Annotated in this window: 11 protein-coding genes; 4 read left to right on the top strand and 7 right to left on the bottom strand. The window is 69.3% G+C overall.

The annotated features are described in order from the left end of the window. The first annotated feature begins 113 nt into the window (after positions 1–113). The 3 genes from nth to ACFYQ6_RS31160 all read left to right on the top strand — a co-directional run bounded on the left by nth (position 114) and on the right by ACFYQ6_RS31160 (position 3,259). Positions 114–1,016, top strand: coding sequence for an endonuclease III (nth, locus tag ACFYQ6_RS31170; RefSeq protein WP_388766151.1), 903 nt, complete (start codon positions 114–116; stop codon positions 1,014–1,016). Between the two features lie 208 nt (positions 1,017–1,224). Continuing rightward, positions 1,225–1,962 (top strand): CoA pyrophosphatase, encoded by a 738-nt coding sequence (locus tag ACFYQ6_RS31165; RefSeq protein ID WP_361579670.1) that lies wholly within the window; start codon positions 1,225–1,227, stop codon positions 1,960–1,962. 91 nt (positions 1,963–2,053) lie between these two features. Beyond that, positions 2,054–3,259 (top strand): MarP family serine protease, encoded by a 1,206-nt coding sequence (locus ACFYQ6_RS31160; RefSeq protein WP_361579668.1) that lies wholly within the window; start codon positions 2,054–2,056, stop codon positions 3,257–3,259. A gap of 214 nt (positions 3,260–3,473) precedes the next feature. Here the strand turns inward: ACFYQ6_RS31160 and ACFYQ6_RS31155 are convergent, their stop codons facing one another. The 6 genes from ACFYQ6_RS31155 to ACFYQ6_RS31130 form a co-directional block, all read right to left on the bottom strand. After that, positions 3,474–3,686, bottom strand: a complete 213-nt coding sequence (locus ACFYQ6_RS31155) for a hypothetical protein (RefSeq protein ID WP_361579666.1) — start codon at positions 3,684–3,686, stop codon at positions 3,474–3,476. Positions 3,687–3,790: 104 nt separating this feature from the next. Next, complete coding sequence (locus ACFYQ6_RS31150) at positions 3,791–4,768, bottom strand: alpha/beta hydrolase (protein WP_361579664.1); 978 nt, start codon at positions 4,766–4,768, stop codon at positions 3,791–3,793. Then, positions 4,765–5,307: a phage holin family protein gene (locus ACFYQ6_RS31145; RefSeq protein WP_361579662.1), complete on the bottom strand. Its 543-nt coding sequence runs from the start codon at positions 5,305–5,307 to the stop codon at positions 4,765–4,767. The genes ACFYQ6_RS31150 and ACFYQ6_RS31145 overlap by 4 nt, the downstream gene beginning before the upstream one ends. A 39-nt stretch (positions 5,308–5,346) precedes the next feature. Next, on the bottom strand, positions 5,347–6,750 hold the full coding sequence (gene nhaA / locus ACFYQ6_RS31140) for a Na+/H+ antiporter NhaA (RefSeq protein WP_361579660.1): 1,404 nt from the start codon (positions 6,748–6,750) through the stop codon (positions 5,347–5,349). 419 nt (positions 6,751–7,169) lie between these two features. Further along, the gene (acs, locus tag ACFYQ6_RS31135; RefSeq protein ID WP_388766147.1) at positions 7,170–9,137 is read right to left on the bottom strand and encodes an acetate--CoA ligase; all 1,968 of its coding nucleotides are present in this window, start codon (positions 9,135–9,137) and stop codon (positions 7,170–7,172) included. A 186-nt stretch (positions 9,138–9,323) separates the two neighbouring features. Beyond that, positions 9,324–11,831, bottom strand: coding sequence for a SulP family inorganic anion transporter (locus ACFYQ6_RS31130; RefSeq protein ID WP_388766145.1), 2,508 nt, complete (start codon positions 11,829–11,831; stop codon positions 9,324–9,326). 299 nt (positions 11,832–12,130) lie between these two features. Here ACFYQ6_RS31130 and ACFYQ6_RS31125 point away from each other — a divergent pair, with 299 nt between their 5' ends. Continuing rightward, positions 12,131–13,459, top strand: coding sequence for a hypothetical protein (locus ACFYQ6_RS31125; protein ID WP_361579654.1), 1,329 nt, complete (start codon positions 12,131–12,133; stop codon positions 13,457–13,459). 28 nt (positions 13,460–13,487) lie between these two features. On the opposite strand, the gene ACFYQ6_RS31120 is transcribed toward ACFYQ6_RS31125, so the two are convergent. Beyond that, positions 13,488–14,483 (bottom strand): ATP-binding protein, encoded by a 996-nt coding sequence (locus tag ACFYQ6_RS31120; protein WP_361579652.1) that lies wholly within the window; start codon positions 14,481–14,483, stop codon positions 13,488–13,490. Positions 14,484–14,539 lie beyond the last annotated feature (56 nt).

The following is a 14,539-nucleotide window of genomic DNA, read 5'->3' as shown; positions in this document are numbered from 1 at the left end:
CGGTGACCGGGGCGGATGTCAGCCCCTGGCTCTAGGCTGGCCGGGTGTCCGGTACGCCGGTGACAACACAGGCCAAGGGGGCTGATGGGGTGTCGAGAGACAAGAATTCCGCTGTGGGCGAACAGGGTGTACGAAGTAGGAAAAAGGGCGCGTCTGGCTCCGCCAAAGCGGCAGCCGACCAGCCCAGCTACGCCGGAGCGGCAGCCGGCAAGCCCACCTCCGCCAAACCGGCGGCCGGCAAGCCCGCGAAGCCGGAGTCGCATCTCGCGATGGTGCGCCGTGCCCGCCGGATCAACCGTGAGCTCGCCGAGGTCTATCCGTACGCCCACCCCGAGCTGGATTTCCGCAATCCCTTCGAGCTCCTGGTCGCCACGGTCCTCTCCGCCCAGACCACCGACCTGAGGGTCAACCAGACCACCCCCGCCCTCTTCGCCGCATACCCGACGCCCGAGGACATGGCCGCCGCCGTCCCCGAGAAGCTCGAGGAGATCATCCGGCCGACCGGCTTCTTCCGGGCCAAGGCGCGTTCCCTCATGGGCCTGTCGGCCGCCCTGCGGGACGACTTCGGCGGTGAGGTCCCGGGCCGGCTCGCGGACCTGGTGAAGCTGCCCGGAGTGGGCCGCAAGACGGCCAACGTCGTCCTCGGTAATGCGTTCGGGGTGCCCGGCATCACGGTCGACACCCATTTCGGCCGCCTGGTCCGCCGGTGGAAGTGGACCGAGCAGGAGGATCCGGAGAAGGTCGAGGCCGAGGTCGCCGCGATCTTCCCGAAGAGCGAGTGGACGATGCTCTCGCACCGTGTGGTCTTCCACGGCCGCCGCATCTGCCACTCCCGCAAGCCCGCCTGTGGGGCCTGCCCGATCGCCTCGCTCTGCCCCGCCTACGGGGAGGGCGAGACCGACCCGGACAAGGCGAAGAAGCTCCTGAAGTACGAGATGGGCGGCTATCCGGGGCAGCGCCTCAGCCCGCCCCCGGACTACCCGGGCCGTCCCGCCCCGCCCCTGGGAGCCGGGTGAGCGGAGACCGCCCCGGCTCCGGCGGCCCCCCGGCCGACGTGGCACCGGCCCCCGCGCCGGGTACGGAGCGCGGCGCGGCCCATGGCTTCCGCAGGATACGGAGCGCGTCGCGGGGCACCGGAAGACCCGGACGGACAGCTCCGCCCGCCGTGAGGGGCCGGGCGGAACGAAATGGCGGACGACAGGCGTTGGAACGACGGGGGTGCCCATGACGCACGCACAGAGCACACGGGCCGCGGCCGACGCGGCCACCACGGGAGAAAGCGCCCCGCACGACAGCGCGCTCACCGTCTCCGCCGAAGGGCTGCCCTCCTGGCTGGAGCCGGTCGCCCGGGCGGCGCGGACCGTCAGAGCCCAGCAGCTGAGCCGCTTCCTGCCGCCGGAGAACGGCGCCGGACGCCAGTCCGCCGTCCTGATCCTCTTCGGTGAGGGTGAGCGGGGCCCGGAGCTGCTCCTGATGGAGCGGGCCGGCTCCCTGCGCTCCCACCCCGGCCAGCCGTCCTTCCCGGGAGGTTCCCTCGACCCCGAGGACGGCGACCACACCACCACAGGGCCGCTCAGAGCCGCCTTGCGGGAGGCCGAGGAAGAGACCGGGCTCGATCCCGGCGGCGTCCAGCTCTTCGGCGTCCTGCCCCGGCTCTACATCCCGGTGAGCAGCTTCGTCGTCACCCCCGTCCTCGGCTGGTGGCGGACACCGAGCCCCGTGGGAGTCGTCGATCCGGCAGAGACCGCCCGGGTCTTCACGGCCGCCGTGGCGGATCTCACGGATCCGGCCAACCGGGCGACTGCCGTGCACCCCAGCGGCCACCAAGGCCCGGCGTTCCTGGTCGAATCCGCTCTGGTGTGGGGATTCACAGCCGGTGTGATCGACAGGATTGTGCACTACGCGGGGTGGGAACGCCCCTGGGACAGGACCAGGCAGGTGCCGCTCGACTGGCGCGCATGACAGGCTGACTCCCGTGCTGCGCTGTTCCGGGCCTGGCCCGGACCCCGTCGAACCGGACGGGCCAGGTGACGAATCTGCGAGGCTATAGACGGTGAACGTGCTGGACATCCTGCTGCTCGTCGGCGCCGTGTGGTTCGCGGTCATCGGGTACCGCCAGGGCTTCGTCGTCGGCATCCTGTCCGTGATCGGCTTCCTGGGCGGCGGCCTCGTGGCCGTCTACCTGCTGCCGGTCATCTGGGACAAGCTGACCGACGGATCGGAAGTCTCCTCCACCGCCGCCATCGTCGCGGTAGTGATCGTGATCGTGTGCGCCTCCGTGGGCCAGGCCTTCACCACCCATCTCGGAAACAGACTCCGCCGCTACATCACGTGGTCGCCGGCGCGCGCACTGGACGCCACCGGCGGCTCCCTGGTCAACGTGGTGGCCATGCTCCTGGTCGCCTGGCTGATCGGGTCAGCGCTGGCGGGCACGTCACTCCCGACGCTGGGCAAGGAGGTCCGTAACTCCTCGGTGCTGCTCGGGGTCTCCAGGGTGATGCCCGATCAGGCGTCCAACTGGTTCACGGACTTCTCCTCGGTCCTCGCGCAGAACGGCTTCCCGCAGGTCTTCAGCCCGTTCGCCAACGAGCCCATCACCGAGGTCGAACCCCCTGACCCCGCCCTCGTCGGCAGCCCCGTCGCGGCCCGCGCGAAGAAGTCGATCGTCAAGGTCGTCGGCATGGCGCCGGGCTGCGGCAAGGTCCTCGAAGGCACCGGCTTCGTCTTCTCCGACCGTCGCGTGATGACCAACGCCCACGTGGTCGGCGGTGTCGACGAGCCGACCGTCCAGATCGGCGGCGAGGGACGGCTGTACGACGCGAAGGTCGTCCTCTACGACTGGCAGCGGGACATCGCCGTACTGGACGTCCCGGACCTCGACGCCCAGCCGCTGCGCTTCACCGGCACGGACAGCGACGCCGAGAGCGGTGACAGCGCCATCGTCGCCGGATTCCCGGAGAACGGCGCCTACGACGTACGCTCCGCCCGCATCCGTGGGCGCATCGACGCCAACGGCCCGGACATCTACCACCGGGGCACCGTGCGGCGTGATGTGTACTCGCTGTACGCGACCGTCCGCCAGGGCAACTCCGGCGGCCCGCTGCTCACCCCGGACGGCAAGGTGTACGGAGTGGTGTTCGCCAAGTCGCTCGACGACCCGGACACGGGATACGCCCTGACGGCGGACGAGATCCGCCAGGACATCGAGCTCGGCAAGTCCAGCGTCCAGCAGGTCGACAGCCAGGGCTGCGCGCTCTGAGGGCTTCTGCCGCATGACGGGCCCGCGGAGCCATCCGGCCCCGCGGGCTCATGTGCGTGGCGGAGCCCGCCGGCCCCTGTTTGCACTCAGGAGACCCCCGGGCTCTTTGCACTCAGGAGACCCCCGGGCTCCAAGGCGCGGGGGTCTCTCATGCGATGTCAGGTCGGGTGATCCGGTGGCCGGTTCAGGCCCGGTCAGGCCAGGTCAGGACCGGTCAGGACCGGTCGGCCCGGGGATGGCGCAGCCGTGCCGACACCCAGCGGGCCCGGCGGTGGAGGATGCGCGGAATGCCCAGCCGCAGCTCATGGAAATCACTCACATCGTGCACCCGGCTCGGAGAGCCGCCCCCCTCGTGAACGCTCGGACCAGCAGGAGCGGTCGAGCGGCGGTTGCGTGCTGCGTCATTGAAGTCGCGCGTCCAGCCCATACCCCGACGTCTGCCCGTGACCCAAGGTCGGTAATCGCGTGCGAGTCAGCCAATTGGCTTATGCGGCAGGCAATTGGCTGTTCGTCGGAAATCTGTGCCCGCGCCTACCGGTCGGGCTCAGGATCCTTGAGCCAGTTGATGAGTTCGGTCGAGAACCCGACCGGATCCTCCTCGTGGGGGAAGTGACCCAGACCGTCGAAAAGTCGCCACCGGTACGGCGCCTCGACGTACTCGCCCGACCCCGCGGAACTGCGCGTCCGGATCGCCGGGTCGAGTGATCCGTGGAGATGCAGCGTCGGTACCCGCACGGGCCGCTTCATCCGCCGGTTGAACTGGACGCCGTCAGGGCGGGCGAGCGAGCGGACCATCCAGCGGTACGGCTCGATCGAGCAGTGCGCGGTCGACGGGATGCACATCGCGCGCCGGTAGACGTCCACGGTCTTGTCGTCGGGGAAGTCGGGTGTACGGGGCCCCGACCAGTCGCGGATCAGCCGGGCCACCAGGGCCGCGTCGTCCGCGACGAGCTGGCGCTCGGGGACCCAGGGCCGCTGGAACCCCCAGACGTGCGAGCCGGCCCGGGACTGCGCGAAGTCGGAGAGCATCGAGGAACGCCAGCGGCGCGGGTGCGGCATCGAGGACACCACGAGCCGCCGCACCAGCTTCGGACGCATCACGGCAGCCGTCCAGGCGAGATAACCACCCATGTCGTGGCCCACCAGCGCCGCGTCGGGCTCCCCGAGCGAGCGGATGACACCGGTGACGTCGAGCGCCAGGTTGGCGGGGTCGTACCCCCGGGGCGTACGGTCGCTGCCGCCGACTCCGCGGAGGTCCATCGCGACGGCGCGGTAACCGGCATCCGCCAGGGCGGTCAGCTGGTGGCGCCAGGTCCACCAGAACTGCGGGAAACCGTGCAACAGCAGCACCAGCGGCCCGTCGCCCATTTCGGCGATGTGGAACCGCGCGCCGTTGGCTGCCACGTCGCGGTGGGTCCAGGGCCCGTCCAGGCGGACGGGGCCGCCGGAACCGGCCGCCGGTCCCAACGGCCCTACCGGGCCGGATGCGCTGTAATCAGGGTCGGTCATGTGGATGAGCGTGTCACAGAGACCGCCTTGTCCTGGACAGGACGGTTCTCGATGGCCTTGTCCGCGAGTGAGCTGCCCTGGGCCCGCTCGATCGTGACAGCGGTAACGGCGGGGCGGGGGTGCGGCTTGACGCCCTGAAGGACCGCTGCGGTCTGCTTGGCCGAGGCGATGGACTTCTCCGGCGGCTTGACCTTCTTGAACTTGGCCAGCCCGAACAGGGCCAGCAGGATGCCCAACAGGATGAACGCACCGCCCACGATCAGGAACGACCAGGCGAGACCGAGCCCGAGATTGTGGATGCCGTACGCAGCCGCGAAGCTCAGCACGGGGATCGCGAACAGGATCAGCACTCCCGTGACGATGAACGCCACGCTGCCGATCACGCCGCGCTTCACGTCCTGGCGGACCTCGGCCTTCGCCAGGGCGATCTCGTCATGTACCAGCGCGGACATCTCGGCGGTCGCCGAAGCGAACAGCTGTCCGAGGCTGCGGTCGGTGCTGCCCGCATAGGTGCCCGCGTAGTTGCCGGGGTCGCTCATCCCTGACTCCCTCTCCTCTTCCGTACATCCGATGTCAGATCATGCCGGACTGTCCGGCTTGCTGCTCGCTGCCCCCGCCCGTTCGGCAAGGCGGCGGTGCTCGGCGGCCTTCCTCTCGTGGATCGCTGCCATCCGCAGGTGGTACTCCGGGTCGTCCTGCTCGTAGATGTCGGGGACCCCGGACGCGTCCGCGTCGAGTTCCTCGGCCGCGTACAGCGCCCTGTATCTGCGTACCCGCAGTTTGAGCAGTACACCGGAGAGTACGGCGGCAATCAGGGAACCGACGAGGACCGCGGCCTTGACCTCGTTGATCATGTCCTCGTCGCCGGCGAAGGCGAGCTCCCCGATGAGCAGGGAGACGGTGAACCCGATACCGGCGAGCGTGGCCACCGCGAAGACGTCGGCCCAGGCCAGATCCTTGTTGAGTCGGGCCCTGGTGAAGCGGGTGACGGCCCAGGTGCCGCCGAAGACGCCGATGGTCTTGCCCGCCACCAGACCGAGAATCACCCCGAGCGTCTCGGGCCGCTCGAAAACGCCGGCCAGGGCATCCCCCTTGAGGGTGACACCGGCAGAGAAGAGTGCGAACAGTGGAACCGCGACGCCCGCGGACAGGGGACGCACCAGGTGCTCGATGTGTTCGCCCGGGGAGCGCGTCTCGCCCTCGCGCCTGGTGCAGCGCAGCATGAGCCCCATGGCGACACCGGCGATCGTCGCGTGGACGCCGCTGTTGTACATCAGACCCCAGATGACCAGCGCGAGCGGGACATGGATGTACCAGCCCCGCACCCCGGAACGCAGCAGCGCGTAGAACACGGCCAGGCAGGCGAAGGCGCCGCCGAGCGCCAGGAAGTCGATCTCCTCGGTGAAGAAGACGGCGATGATCAGGATGGCGAAGAGGTCGTCGACCACGGCGAGCGTGAGCAGGAAGGCCCTCAGCGCCGCCGGGAGCGAGGTCCCGATCACCGCGAGCACGGCGAGCGCGAAGGCGATGTCGGTGGCGGTGGGGACGGCCCAGCCGCCGGTGGATCCACCTCCGAGCACTGCGGTCAGCGTGTAGACGAGGGCGGGCACGGCCATGCCGCAGAGCGCCGCGGCAACGGGCAGGGCTGCCGCGCGGGGATCACGGAGTTCGCCGGCGACCAGTTCACGCTTGAGCTCGACGCCCGCGACGAAGAAGAAGACGGCGAGCAGCCCGTCCGCCGCCCAGTGGGCGACCGAGAGGTCGAGCCCCAGCGCCTCGGGGCCGAAGTGGAAGTGGCTGACGGCCGCATAACTCGAACCGGCGACGTTCGCCCAGACCAGCGCGGCCACGGCCGCGACCAGCAGGATGACCCCGCCGACGGTCTCGGTACGCAGGGCATCGGCGACGTAGTTCCGCTCCGGCAGAGGCAGTCGGCCGAAGAGAGTGCCGCGGTTGTCGGACGAGGGGGCGGGCGTGGCCACGGGGGAGACCTCCGGGTCGGGTTACGGCATTGGTGGCATGGCGAATTCGCATGCCGACCAGACTTCCCGGCGCCCCTGTGGAGATGTCCTATGTGGTTGTCCCGCCTGGACGGTCCCGTCAGACGGGCCCGCTCCGGCGTCCTGCGCGGTCGGTACGGGCGCGCCTGCGCGAGGTGCCCGTACTGACGGCTCCGTCCTACGCGCTCGGCCTCACTCGCTCCGCATCACGTGTTCCGTCGACGAAACGACCACTCTACCTGGGGTGTCGAAACGGTATCCGGATCCGGTGCCCACCGCCCGGTGGCGTGCGGAGCGTGTCGTTGTTCCGGAGGGCGGAGCGTGCCGTTGTTCCCGGGATGCCCGGAGGGGCACCCGGTCCTGCCGGGTGCCCCTCGGTGCCGTGCGTGACCGCGGTCGTGTCAGTCCTCGGAGGACGCGGCGGGCAGCTGCGTCTGGATGAGGGACATGACCGAGGAGTCGGTGAGCGTCGTGACGTCGCCCAGCTCACGGTTCTCGGCGACATCACGCAGCAGGCGGCGCATGATCTTGCCCGACCGGGTCTTCGGCAGCTCCGCCACCGGGAGGACCCGCTTGGGCTTCGCGATCGGCCCGAGCGTGGTGCCGACGTGATTGCGCAGCTCCGCGACGAGCTCGTCGGAGGTGGTGGCGGTGCCGCGCAGTATCACGAAGGCGACGATGGCCTGGCCGGTCGTCTCGTCGTTGGCACCGACCACGGCCGCCTCGGCGACCGCCGGGTGCGACACGAGGGCCGACTCGACCTCGGTGGTCGAGATGTTGTGCCCGGAGACGAGCATGACGTCGTCGACCCGGCCGAGCAGCCAGACGTCGCCGTCCTCGTCCTTCTTGGCGCCGTCGCCGGCGAAGTACTTGCCCTCGAAACGCGACCAGTAGGTGTCGATGAAGCGCTGGTCGTCGCCCCAGATGGTGCGGAGCATCGACGGCCACGGCTCGGTGAGGACGAGGTAGCCGCCCCCTCCGTTCGGGACCTCACGGGCTTCGTCGTCGACGACGGTGGCGGAGATACCGGGCAGTGCCCGCTGCGCCGAACCCGGCTTGGTCTCCGTCACCCCGGGGAGCGGCGAGATCATCATCGCGCCGGTCTCCGTCTGCCACCAGGTGTCCACGACGGGGCACTTGTCGGCGCCGATGTGCTTCCGGTACCAGATCCAGGCCTCGGGGTTGATCGGCTCGCCGACCGAACCGAGGACACGCAGCGACGACAGGTCGAACTTGGCGGGGATGTCGTCTCCCCACTTCATGAACGTACGGATCGCGGTCGGCGCGGTGTAGAGGATCGTGACGCCGTACTTCTGGACGATCTCCCAGAAGCGCCCCTGGTGGGGCGTGTCAGGGGTGCCCTCGTACATCACCTGGGTCGCACCGTTGGCCAGGGGGCCGTAGACGATGTACGAGTGCCCGGTCACCCAGCCGATGTCGGCGGTGCACCAGTACACGTCGGTCTCGGGCTTGAGGTCGAAGACGGCGTGGTGGGTGTACGCCGCCTGGGTGAGGTAGCCACCCGAGGTGTGCAGGATGCCCTTGGGCTTACCCGTGGTTCCCGAGGTGTAGAGGATGAAGAGAGGCTGCTCGGCCTCGAAGGCCTCGGGGGTGTGTTCCGCCGACTGCCTGGAGGTGATCTCGTGCCACCAGACGTCCCTGCCCTCGGTCCACGCGGTGTCCTGGCCGGTGCGCCGCACCACCAGGACGTGCTCGACGCTGTCGATACGGGAGACCGCGTCGTCCACCGCGGGCTTGAGCGCGGAGGGCTTGCCCCGGCGGTAGCCGCCGTCGGAGGTGATGACGACCTTGGCGTCGGCGTCCTGGATGCGGGCGGCGATGGCATCCGCCGAGAATCCGCCGAAGACCACCGAGTGAGCGGCGCCGATCCGGGCGCACGCCAGCATCGCTACGGCGGCCTCCGGAATCATCGGCAGGTAGACGGCGACCCGGTCTCCCTTGCCGACACCGAGCTCGATAAGGGCGTTGGCCGCGCGGGAGACCTCGTCCTTCAGCTCGGCGTAGGTGATCGCGCGGCTGTCGCCGGGCTCGCCCTCGAAGTGGATGGCGACCCGGTCGCCGTTGCCCGCCTCGACGTGGCGGTCCACGCAGTTGTACGCGACGTTGAGTTCGCCGTCCGCGAACCACTTCGCGAAAGGCGGGTTGCTCCAGTCGAGGGTCTCGGTCGGCTCGGTGGCCCAGGTCAGGCGGCGGGCCTGCTCGGCCCAGAAGCCCAGCCGGTCCGCCTCGGCCTGCTCGTACGCCTCCACGGTCACGTTGGCGTTCGCGGCCAGATCGGCAGGCGGTGCGAACCGCCGCTCCTCCTTGAGCAGATTGGCCAGGCTTTCGTTGCTCACGACATCTCCCATTCCCAGGGTGTCCGTTGTGTCCCGGGGGACAGCTCATCAGGCCGCAGGCCACGTGACAAGTGTCTGCCGGGAATTGGTTTAGACCTGTTCCTCGTGCTACGGAGTCACACGTCCCGCTCCCGCAGGCAGCGGTGTGCGATGCGAGAGCGGGACCACAAGGTCTCACGGACCGGGGGTGTGAGCGGTTCAGGCGCCCACGGGGGAGTCGGCGGTGACGTGCGGGGCCTCGGCGCCGGGGGCGGCACTCCACACCGCCTCGGGAGCGACTCTGGCGAAGACTTCGTCGGGGCCGGTCCCCGAACTGACGCCCTCCGTCAGCAGGTATGCCTGCGCTTCCCCGACATGGAAGTACATGCCGTGCAGTTGCAGTGTGCCCGCCGCGAGCCGGCGAGCCACCGAGCCGTGCGCGCGAAGGTGCTCCAACTGCTGGACCACGTTGGTCAGACAGAGCTGTTCCACCGCGTCGGCGGGCAGGCGTCCGGCGATGCGGGCCCAGGAGTGATGCTTGGAGCGCATGCGCTCCAGACTCGGAAGGCCGTGCCGCAGCCAGCGCCAGAGCGGTGTCCTGGGCGTCTCCGGCGCGGCCCCCAGCAGGGCCTGCATGGCTCCGCATCCGGAGTGGCCGCAGACGGTGATCGATTCGACCTGCAACACGTCCACCGCGTATTCGATGGCGGCGGCCACCGAGTCGTCGCCCCCCGCATCCCCTCCGGTGCCCGGCGGGGGAACGAGATTGCCGACATTCCGTACGGTGAAGAGGTCGCCGGGGCCGCTTGCCGTAATCATGCTGGTGACCAGGCGGGAGTCGGCGCAGGTGAGGAACAGCTGGGAGGGCCGCTGCCCTTCGGCAGCCAGCCGGGCCAGTTCCTCCCGGACCAGGGGCGCGGTGGTGCGCTGGAACGAGCTGAGGCCGCTGAGGAGTCGATGGGCGCCGTGCCGCTCACCCACAGGGCCCGCCACCGTGACTGGGGCCGTCGGTGCCACGGTGTGAGACGTGGGGTCGGCGGTGGCCGGTGCGGCGTCCTGCACGCGGTCATGGCAGTGATGGTTACGCCATGGGGTCCACGGGCGGCAGCAGGAATGAGCCGCCGACGCGGGCTCGGCGATCCGGCCCCCGGAACGTCCCGTGAATTCGATCTGGCCCCCCGAGGCCGTCTGCGCCGCATACCAGTCCTGGATGGTCTCGTAGGCCGCGTGGTCCATGAAGAAGCCGTCCAACTCGACCACGGCGTGCACGCCTTGCGGAAGTCGCCCGAGCATTCGGCTGAGGCGCGGGACGGCCAGGAAGGTCAGCTGCCCGCGAGCGGTCACCAGGTAACGGCCGTCCTGCTCCGTCACCGTGATCCTGGTGCGGGCCAGTCGGTGCAGCGCGACGGCGACCGCCACGACGATGCCGATCGCCACACCTTCGAGCACCCCGACAAGGAGAACGCCGCTGATGGTGGCGCCGTACACCAGGAATTCGCGGTGCCGGTGCACCTTGCGGATGTGCGCGAAACTGACCATCTGTACGCCGACCACCATCACCAGCGCGGCGAGCGCCGCCAAGGGGATCCATTCCAGGACAGTGACCAGTAGCGCGGCCGCGAGGAGCACCCAGAGGCCGTGCAGCACGGTGGCCGCCCGGCTCTCCGCGCCGGCCCGCACGTTCGCGGAACTGCGCACCGCTCCACCGGAGATGGCCAGCCCTCCGGCCAGTCCGGACAGTGCGTTGCCTACGCCCTGAGCACGCAGTTCCCGGTCGAGGTCCGAGCGCCTGACAGGTGCCGGCGCTTTGCGGCCGTTCCTGGAGGGGGCCGCGGCTCGATCGGCGGCCAGCTTGTCCACGGAGACCGCGGCGAGCAGGGATTCGAGGCTGGCTACGAGTGTGACGGTCAGTACGGCCGCTGCGAGGGCTGCCACGGGGCCCTGCGGCATCTCGGGAAGAGCGTGCGAGTGCCAGGAAGGAAGATCCACCCGGGCGATCCCGGGTGTGGCCACGGCGGCCACAGCCGTCGCTACGGCCACTGCGGCGAGGGCGGCGGGGATCTTGCGCAGCGCCCCTCCCACCCGTCCGGGCAGCCGGGGCCACAGCACGAGAAGTGTGATGGTGAGCGCCCCGATGCCGGGTGCCGCCGGGCTGAAGTGTTCCAAGCGCGACGGCAGTGCGAGGGCGTTGTCGAGAGCCGAGCTCCGAGGCGCCTCGCCCAGCACGATGTGCAACTGGGCGAGCGCGATGGCCACCCCGATCCCGGCGAGCGTGCCGTGGACGATCGCGGGGCTGACGGCGAGAGCGCTGCGTGCGGCTCTCAGTGATCCCAGCAGGATCTGCAGCAGGCCCGCGCCGATGGTGATGGCACATGTGGTGCGCCAGCCGTAGATCTGGATCAGCTCGGCGGTGACGACGGTGAGGCCGGCCGAAGGGCCACTCACCTGTAGAGGTGTGCCGCCGAGCAGTCCGGCGACGATGCCGCCGATCGCCGCCGAGACGAGTCCGGCGGCCAAAGGCGCGTCCATGGCGACGGCGAGCCCGAGCGACATGGGAACGGCGATCAGGAAGACGGTGATCGATGCGGAAAGGTCGGCGCCCGAGACGCGGAAACGTCCTCGGCCCGGCGGGGACGGCGGACTGTGCGGCCGCTTGACCCCCGAGGCGCGGGGCGGGCGTGAACTGCGGGGCGAGTGGTCATCGCGGGTTGGGACGCAGGCAGACATGTTCCCGTCTCCTCCGGGGCAGCGCGGTCGCGGTATGTGAGTGACGGCGGCCGTGGTTCACGGCGTGCGGCGGTGGGGTGATACGGCGGGATTTCTCAACTCTCCGTAAACGAAGCGTAATGGAGAGTAAAGAAGGGTGTCCATGCTTTCGAGCAAATAGCCCAATGAGTCACTCCTTGAAGTGAATAAGCAGCTTTTCATCCGGCTTGTCGTACTGGTTCCAGCAGGACTGCGTGTGACGTTGACCGCGCCGCGTCGGCACTTCAACGCACGACTCCTGCAAGGAAGAGGGTGGACGGATGATGGCCGCCACGAAGCGGATCGCCCTGGGTGCCGTGGTCACGGCGCTGATCGCCGGCCTGGCCGGCTGCTCGGGTCCGGACGCGGGGGTCGCCGGCCCCGGGTCCGGAAAGAAGCAGACCCCTGGCGCGGAGGGGAACTCTCCGGCGGCGGCGCCCAAGGGGGCGGTCAAGCTCATCGGTGACGGTTCCACCGCGTTCACCGGCACCCAGCCGAAGCTTCCTGCGGTCAAGCGCCTGAAGCCCGGGCAGAAACCGCCCCAGTTCGTGGTGTTCTCCTGGGACGGCGCCGGTGAGGACAGCCAGAAGCTGTTCTCGCACTTCCGCGAGGTCGCCAAGAAGTACGACGCGAAGATGACGTACTTCCTCAGCGGGGTGTACCTCCTGCCGGAGGAGAAGAAGGCGCTGTACGACCCGCCGCAGCATTCGGCGGGCCGCTCCGACATCGGCTTCAACGACACCGAGGGGATCCGCGCCACCCTGAAGGAGCTGCGTGCGGCCTGGCTGGACGGAAACGAGATCGGCACGCACTTCAACGGGCATTTCTGCGGGCCGGACGGCGGTGTCGGTACCTGGTCGGTCGAGGAGTGGAAGAGCGAGATCAGCCAGGCGAAGGCATTCGTGAAGGGCTGGAAGACCAACGCTCCGACGCTCAAGGCGGAGGCTCCGTTGCCCTTCGACTACGACAAGGAACTGATCGGGGCCCGCACTCCGTGCCTCGAAGGGCAGAAGAACATGGTCGCGGCAGCGCGGACCATGGGGTTCCGTTACGACTCCAGCGGCGTCGGCAATCAGGTCTGGCCCACGAAGAAGGACGGACTCTGGGATCTTCCCCTGCAACTCGTCCCGGTGCCGGGACGGGCGTTCGAAACGCTCTCGATGGACTACAACTTCATGTTCAACCAGTCCGGTACGGCGACCCAGGGCGACCCGGGGCGCCACACCTACTGGGGCAATCAGATGCGGGACGGCCTGCTCCAGGCGTTCGGCCGCGCCTACAACGGCAATCGCGCACCGCTGATCATCGGTAACCACTTCGAATCCTGGAACGGCGGCACCTACATGCGCGCCGTCGAAGAAACGATCAAAACCGTGTGCACCCAGCAGGACGTGCAGTGCGTGTCCTTCCGTCAGCTCGCCGACTGGCTCGACGCGCAGGACCCGGCGACGCTCGCCAAGCTCGGGACGCTGAAGGTGGGCCAGGCGCCGAAGCCCGGATGGCCGGCCTTCCTCGCGGGAACGGCTCCGGGCAAGCCGGCCGGCAGCCCCGTGCCTGCCAGGCCGGCGGACCAGCCGGCAGGCCAGGGGGCAGGCAGCGGCGCGGAGTAGGAACCCTCCCGGCGCCGCCCGCGGGATTTCAGGCTGGCTGGGCCGCGTCCGCGGCGCCGGAGTGCTCGTGCAGGACGAAGGCGGGGTCGACCTGGGCAGCCAGGTCGGCACCCGTCTTCTCGTTGCCCCAGCTTTCCGCGTTCTTCAGGTGGAAGTGCACCATCTGCCGTGTGTAGCGCTCCCAGTCGCGCAGTTCGTACGAGTCCTCAGCGACGTCCTGCAGGGACTGCAGAGCCATCCGGTTGTCCGCCTCCAGGAGGTCGAAGGGCGCCGGCCGCCCCTTCTCCATCGTCCGTACCCAGTCCGAATGGCCGATGCCGACCAGCAGATCCTCGCCGACCTCGGCGCGCAGGAAGTCGAGGTCCTCCGGGCCGTGCACCTTGTTGCCCACGACCTTCAGAGCGACACCGAAGTCCCGGGCGTACTCCTTGTACTGGCGGTAGACGGAAACGCCCTTCCTGGTCGGTTCGGCCACCAGGAAGGTCATGTCGAATCGGGTGAACATCCCTGACGCGAACGAGTCCGATCCCGCCGTCATGTCCACCACCACGTACTCGTCCGGGCCGTCGACCAGATGGTTGAGGCAGAGCTCGACCGCCCCGACCTTGGAGTGGTAGCAGGCGACGCCCAGATCGGACTCGGTGAAGGGCCCGGTGGCCATCAGCCGGATATCGCCGTCGTCGAGACGGACCGGGCGGGCGCAGGCGTCATAGACCGGGTTGTCCTCACGGACCCGCAGCAACCGTGAGCCCTCACCGGGAGGCGTGGTCTTGATCATTGTTGCCGCGGACGCGATGCGGGGGTTGCTCCCCCGGAGATAGTCCTTGATGAGGGGCAGCTGGGCGCCCATGGCCGGCAGTGCGGCGGCTTCCTCCTCGTCGAGACCGAGCGCGGCCCCGAGATGCTGGTTGATGTCGGCGTCCACCGCGATGACATGGGCTTCATTGGCGGCGAGATGGCGGATGAAGAGCGAGGACAGCGTCGTCTTCCCGCTGCCGCCCTTCCCTACGAAAGCGATCTTCATGTTCACCTAGGGTAGTCGCTCCATCGCTCAGCGCTGTCATGGTTGGTGAAGAAGGC

Source organism: Streptomyces sp. NPDC005494, from assembly GCF_042872025.1.
Taxonomy (GTDB): Bacteria; Actinomycetota; Actinomycetes; order Streptomycetales; family Streptomycetaceae; genus Streptomyces.
Note: the sequence above shows the minus strand (reverse complement) of the source record. Positions and strands in the feature narration are given on the sequence as shown.